Source organism: Streptomyces roseochromogenus subsp. oscitans DS 12.976, assembly GCF_000497445.1.
In the GTDB taxonomy this organism is placed as follows: Bacteria; Actinomycetota; Actinomycetes; order Streptomycetales; family Streptomycetaceae; genus Streptomyces; species Streptomyces oscitans.
This window is the reverse complement of record NZ_CM002285.1, coordinates 7,526,261-7,531,361: the sequence shown is the minus strand read 5'-3', so window position 1 is coordinate 7,531,361 and position 5,101 is coordinate 7,526,261. Positions and strand designations below refer to the sequence as shown.

6 protein-coding genes and 1 pseudogene are annotated in these 5,101 nt (G+C 70.6%); 1 reads left to right on the top strand and 6 read right to left on the bottom strand.

Features of this window, described 5'->3' with window-relative positions; all coding sequences use genetic code 11:
• Positions 1-80: 80 nt before the first annotated feature.
• Together M878_RS82190 and M878_RS82185 are read right to left on the bottom strand one after the other, a co-directional pair.
• On the bottom strand, positions 81-275 hold the full coding sequence (locus M878_RS82190) for a hypothetical protein (RefSeq protein ID WP_023551711.1): 195 nt from the start codon (positions 273-275) through the stop codon (positions 81-83).
• Between the two features lie 43 nt (positions 276-318).
• The gene (locus M878_RS82185; protein ID WP_023551710.1) at positions 319-792 is read right to left on the bottom strand and encodes an Asp23/Gls24 family envelope stress response protein; all 474 of its coding nucleotides are present in this window, start codon (positions 790-792) and stop codon (positions 319-321) included.
• 100 nt (positions 793-892) lie between these two features.
• Here M878_RS82185 and M878_RS82180 point away from each other — a divergent pair, with 100 nt between their 5' ends.
• Positions 893-1,615, top strand: a complete 723-nt coding sequence (locus M878_RS82180; protein ID WP_023551709.1) for a hypothetical protein — start codon at positions 893-895, stop codon at positions 1,613-1,615.
• A gap of 55 nt (positions 1,616-1,670) precedes the next feature.
• Here M878_RS82180 and M878_RS82175 read toward each other — a convergent pair whose 3' ends face one another.
• From M878_RS82175 to M878_RS49460, 4 genes and pseudogenes are all read right to left on the bottom strand, one after another.
• On the bottom strand, positions 1,671-2,474 hold the full coding sequence (locus M878_RS82175) for an enoyl-CoA hydratase/isomerase family protein (RefSeq protein ID WP_023551708.1): 804 nt from the start codon (positions 2,472-2,474) through the stop codon (positions 1,671-1,673).
• Positions 2,475-2,600: 126 nt separating this feature from the next.
• Entirely contained in the window at positions 2,601-2,822 is a 222-nt protein-coding gene (locus M878_RS82170; RefSeq protein ID WP_023551707.1) for a helix-turn-helix domain-containing protein, read from the bottom strand.
• Positions 2,823-3,145: 323 nt separating this feature from the next.
• Positions 3,146-4,744, bottom strand: coding sequence for an ABC-F family ATP-binding cassette domain-containing protein (locus tag M878_RS82165; protein ID WP_023551706.1), 1,599 nt, complete (start codon positions 4,742-4,744; stop codon positions 3,146-3,148).
• 119 nt (positions 4,745-4,863) lie between these two features.
• Positions 4,864-5,101 (bottom strand): annotated as a pseudogene (locus M878_RS49460) (hypothetical protein); the annotation flags it as partial.

The window sequence follows — 5,101 nt, the reverse complement described above, 5'->3', positions numbered from 1 at the left end:
ATCCGGGTGGCGCCGCGCTCAGCCGGCGGCACGAGGGCCGACGGCGGGCGCGCCGCGCCGGTGTCGGCGGTCACCGCCGGTCACCGCCGCCGGTCGCGCCGGTCGTCGCGGGTACGGAAGAAGTCACCCAGTTCCAGGTCGCCCTCCGCGAACCGGCCGGCGACGAACCCGATCGCACCCAGCGCCGCCACCAGCAGGAAGGCTCCGAAGCCGCCGAAGTACCCGGCGAAACCCAGCGCCATTCCGGCGATCATGCCGACCACGGCCATGCTCATACAGCACTCCTCAGCTCGTCGGGTGTGCGGTGTCGCCGGTGCGTCACTGGATGCGCGGCGGCTCGGGCTCCTCGTCCTCTTCGTCGGGCAGCTTCACATCGCTGACCGCGATATTGACCTCGACCACCTCAAGTCCGGTCATGCGTTCCACGGAAGCGATCACGTTCTCCCGTACGGCGCGGGCGACATCGGCGATCGAGACGCCGTAGTCCACGACGATCTCCAGGTCCAGTGCGGTCTGCACCTCGCCGACCTCGGCCTTCACACCCCGCGCCACCGACCTGGAGCCGCCCGGCACCCGGTCGCGTACGGCGCCGAAGGTGCGGGCCAGGCCACTGCCCATGGCGTGCACTCCGACGACATCCCGCGCCGCGAGGCCCGCGATCTTCTCCACGACGCCGTCGGCGATGGTGGTCCGTCCCCGGGTCGCCGGATCACCGCCGCCGCGCTGAGTGGCCTTACGGGTCGACACCTGCGGCTCTTGGCCGCCTTCGGGGGTCGTCGTCATGTCGGTCATCGCCGTACGTCCCTTTCGGTCGTCGTCCCCTTCGATCGTCCCTTGCCCACCGTATGCAAGGTTCCCCTGTGGTGCGCCGGTGATACGGCAGGCTGGAGGAATGACGGCGGACCGGTGGACAGAGTGGGTACGGCGCCAGGTCGGGCTCGGCAGGCTGCTGCCGCTCGGTGGGCCGCGCGACGGCGCGTGGATCGCGGAGGTCGCGGCGGGGGCGGTACTGGAGCGTGCGGCGGCGGACGGGGTGCCGGGGGTGCGGTTGGGCACGCTGCGGCTCTCGCTCGCCGATCCCGAAGAGGCAGCTCAGCCCGTCGTACCGGCTCCGCCGAGCGCGCTGCCGCCGGGCCCGCTGCGGATGACGGCGGACTTCGCCGCCACGGCCGCCGAGCCGCTGCCCGCGGTGGCGTCCCGGCTGCGACTCACCCTGACGACGGCCGCTGTGCAACGGCTCGGGCTCGCGCTGTCGGAGGTGGACCTGCGGGTGACCGACCTGCTGGACACGGAGGAACCGGCCACGGCGGTACGTGCGCCGCGGCCGGTGCCCGCGCGCGAACCCACGGACCCGGACGAGGCCCGCGCAGCCGCGGCCGCCCTCGCCGTCCCTGGCGTGAGCGGCCTGACGGCTTCCCTGGGCGGCCTCGGCCGCGGGGTGCTCCTGGAGGAACACCCGGCCGACACGGCACTGCCTCACCGGCACGTTCGCGTGGAGTTGTCGACGAGCGCCGACCACCGGGCCGTCGATGTGGCCCGACAGGTCCGCACGGCCGTAGGGGACGCCCTGGAGGACCGGCCCTCGGTGGCGGTTTTGATTACGGCGGTGGACTAGGGAACTCGTCCTACTCGCCGTGCCCAGCGCAGGGTTGAGCGCAGGGTTGGCAGGGTTATTCGCCGAGCCCGGCCAGATCCCGAAGCCGCCGTGCCTGAGCGGCCCGCTCAGCCGCCCGCTGCTCGTCGTACGTACGGTCCGCCGCGCCCCGCAACAGCGCCTTGGTCTCGGCGACAGCGTCCCGCGGCGCAGCCAACAGCGCCGCTGCCAAGTCCCGTACGGCGTCGTCCAGTTGGTCGCCGGGCACGGCAATGTTGGCCAGCCCGGACGCCACGGACTCCTCCACGCCGACAAACCTTCCCGTGGCGCAGATCTCGAGCGCGCGGGCGTACCCGACGAGACCGACCAGCGGATGCGTGCCGGTCAGGTCGGGTACGAGGCCGAGGCTGGTCTCGCGCATGGCGAACTGCACGTCGTCCGCGACGACCCGAAGGTCGCACGCGAGCGCGAGCTGGAAGCCGGCCCCGATGGCGTGCCCCTGGACGGCGGCGACGGACACGATGTCGTTCCGCCGCCACCAGGTGAACGCCTCCTGGAACTCGGCGATGTTCGCGTCGAGCCCGGCGTCGTCACGGCGCGCGAGATCGATGAAGGTCGGCTCGCCCGGGATCCCCTCCGGGGTGAACATCTGCCGGTCGAGACCGGCGGAGAAGGACCTGCCCTCGCCGCGCAGCACAACGACACGGACGGAGCCCGGCAGCAGCCGCCCGGCCTCGGCGAGCGCCCGCCACAGTGCGGGGCTCTGCGCGTTGCGCTTGGCCGGGTTGGCCAGCGTCACCGTGGCGAGCGCGTCGTCGACGGTGAGCCGTACGCCGTCCTTGTCGAGTACAGGAGCGAGGTCCTGGTCGGGCGAAGCCATGGGGCGCCTCCGATGGGTGCGGTCATCCGAGCATGCCGGGCATGCTTAAGTGACTGCACAGTAACCACCCGGCCGATCAGCTGGCCGACCGGGTGGCCACCATCGAAGCCGATGGACCGCCCGGCGTCAGACCGATGCGGCCTTCTTGCCCCGGGTCGCTCCGCCACGCCCACGCAGGACGACGCCCGACTCGGTGAGCATCCGGTGCACAAAGCCATACGAGCGGCCGGTCTCCTCGGCCAGCGCCCGGATGCTCGCACCGGAGTCGTACTTTTTCTTCAGGTCTGCCGCGAGCTTGTCGCGCGCGGCGCCGGTCACCCGGCTGCCCTTCTTCAGAGTCTCGGCCACCCGTGCCTCCTCATGGGAAGTGCGCTCTGGTCTCCTCATGATCACCCCTCTTGGGCGTGATGGCCACCCATTCGGCAAGGTCCGTGAGACATCGTTGTGACGACAGGAGTGGATCCCCACAAGCGGAACACGCAATTCCATGGGGTGGTGTCCATGGGACCGAACGGGTGGATTCGCGAAGCACCAGGTCAGCGACGCGAAACGGCCGATCCCTTGGTACGTGGGGGATCGGCCGGAAAATCCGTGTAGGACACACCCCGATACGAGGAGATCTCACACAGATGATGGATCACGGATGAGCCGAATGATCCATACGCAATGGATCACGCCAGGGCGACGAGATCCGCGTAGTCGGAGCCCCACAGATCCTCGACGCCGTCGGGCAGCAGGATGATCCGCTCGGGCTGGAGGGCCTCGACGGCGCCCTCGTCGTGCGTGACGAGGACGACCGCGCCCTTGTAGGTGCGCAGGGCTCCGAGGATCTCCTCGCGGCTGGCGGGGTCGAGGTTGTTGGTCGGCTCGTCGAGGAGGAGCACGTTCGCCGAGGAGACGACCAGGGTGGCCAGGGCGAGACGGGTCTTCTCGCCGCCCGAGAGGACACCGGCCGGCTTGTCGACGTCGTCGCCGGAGAAGAGGAACGAGCCGAGCACCTTGCGGACCTCGACCAGGTCCATGTCGGGCGCGGCGGAGCGCATGTTCTCCAGGACGGTGCGGTCGGGGTCCAGGGTCTCGTGCTCCTGGGCGTAGTACCCGAGCTTGAGGCCGTGGCCGGGGACGACCTGGCCGGTGTCGGGCCTCTCGACGCCGCCGAGGAGGCGCAGCAAGGTCGTCTTGCCGGCGCCGTTGAGGCCGAGGATGACGACCCGCGAGCCCTTGTCGATGGCGAGGTCGACGTCGGTGAAGATCTCCAGCGAGCCGTACGACTTCGACAGGCCCTCGGCCATCAGCGGGGTCTTGCCGCAGGGCGAGGGCTCCGGGAAGCGCAGCTTGGCGACCTTGTCGGACATCCGGACCTCTTCGAGGCCGGAGAGCAGCTTCTCGGCGCGGCGGGCCATGTTCTGCGCGGCGACCGTCTTGGTGGCCTTGGCGCGCATCTTGTCGGCCTGGGCGTTGAGCGCGGCGGCCTTCTTCTCGGCGTTGGCCCGCTCCCGCTTGCGGCGCTTCTCGTCGGCTTCGCGCTGCTGCTGGTAGAGCTTCCAGCCCATGTTGTAGATGTCGATCGTGGACCGGTTCGCGTCCAGGTAGAACACCTTGTTGACGACCGTCTCGACCAGGTCGACGTCATGGGAGATCACGATGAAGCCGCCGCGGTACGTCTTCAGGTAGTCCCGCAGCCAGATGATCGAGTCGGCGTCGAGGTGGTTGGTCGGCTCGTCGAGCAGCAGGGTGTCGGCGTCCGAGAAGAGGATGCGGGCCAGTTCGATACGGCGGCGCTGACCGCCGGAGAGGGTGTGCAGCGGCTGGCCGAGGACGCGGTCGGGCAGGTTCAGCGCGGCGGCGATGGTGGCGGCCTCGGCCTCGGCGGCGTACCCGCCCTTGGTGAGGAACTCCGTCTCCTGGCGCTCGTACTGCTTGAGGGCCTTCTCGCGGGTGGCGCCCATGCCGTTGGCGATGCGCTGCTCGTTGTCGCGCATCTTGCGGATCAGTACGTCGAGGCCGCGCGCGGACAGAATCCGGTCCCGGGCGAGGACGTCCAGGTCGCCGGTACGGGGGTCCTGCGGGAGGTAGCCGACCTCACCGGAGCGGGCGATCTGGCCCGCGGCCGGGATGCCCTCGCCGGCCAGGCACTTGGTGAGGGTCGTCTTGCCGGCGCCGTTGCGGCCGACGAGGCCGATGCGGTCGCCCTTGGCGACACGGAAGGTGGCGTTCTCAAGGAGGATGCGCGCACCGGCGCGCAGCTCGATACCGGAGGCGGAGATCACGGACAGACTCCAGGGCGTACAGGGATTGACGGGTGGGCGGCTGAGGACGTTCCCGCCGTCTAATGCGCGAGGAGAATGGCCATGGGGAGAAGTCTAACGGGGGTGTGCAAGCGGTTTTTCTACGTCCGCGCGTTCGGTCCGTGACGCGGGAGATCGTTGCCGAGGGGTGTGCGGTCAGGGGTGATCCGCCCGAGGTCGTCCAGGGCGACGAGCTGCCCCGTCCAGGCGCCCTGCGCGCACGGCCGGGCGATCAGCAGGACGGCGCCGAGCCGTACGGCGGCCTCGGGCCGGAACGCGCGTCCCGCGCCGGCGGGCAGCATCCGGCGCGGGTCGCCGTCGGCGGTGCGGTACGCGGTG

What these genes read in the sequence shown, in the direction of transcription:
- M878_RS82190 (WP_023551711.1), bottom strand. Translation starts at nt 275, where the DNA reads ATGAGCATGGCCGTGGTCGGCATGATCGCCGGAATGGCGCTGGGTTTC.
- M878_RS82185 (WP_023551710.1), bottom strand. Translation starts at nt 792, where the DNA reads ATGACCGACATGACGACGACCCCCGAAGGCGGCCAAGAGCCGCAGGTG.
- M878_RS82180 (WP_023551709.1), top strand. Translation starts at nt 893, where the DNA reads ATGACGGCGGACCGGTGGACAGAGTGGGTACGGCGCCAGGTCGGGCTC.
- M878_RS82175 (WP_023551708.1), bottom strand. Translation starts at nt 2,474, where the DNA reads ATGGCTTCGCCCGACCAGGACCTCGCTCCTGTACTCGACAAGGACGGC.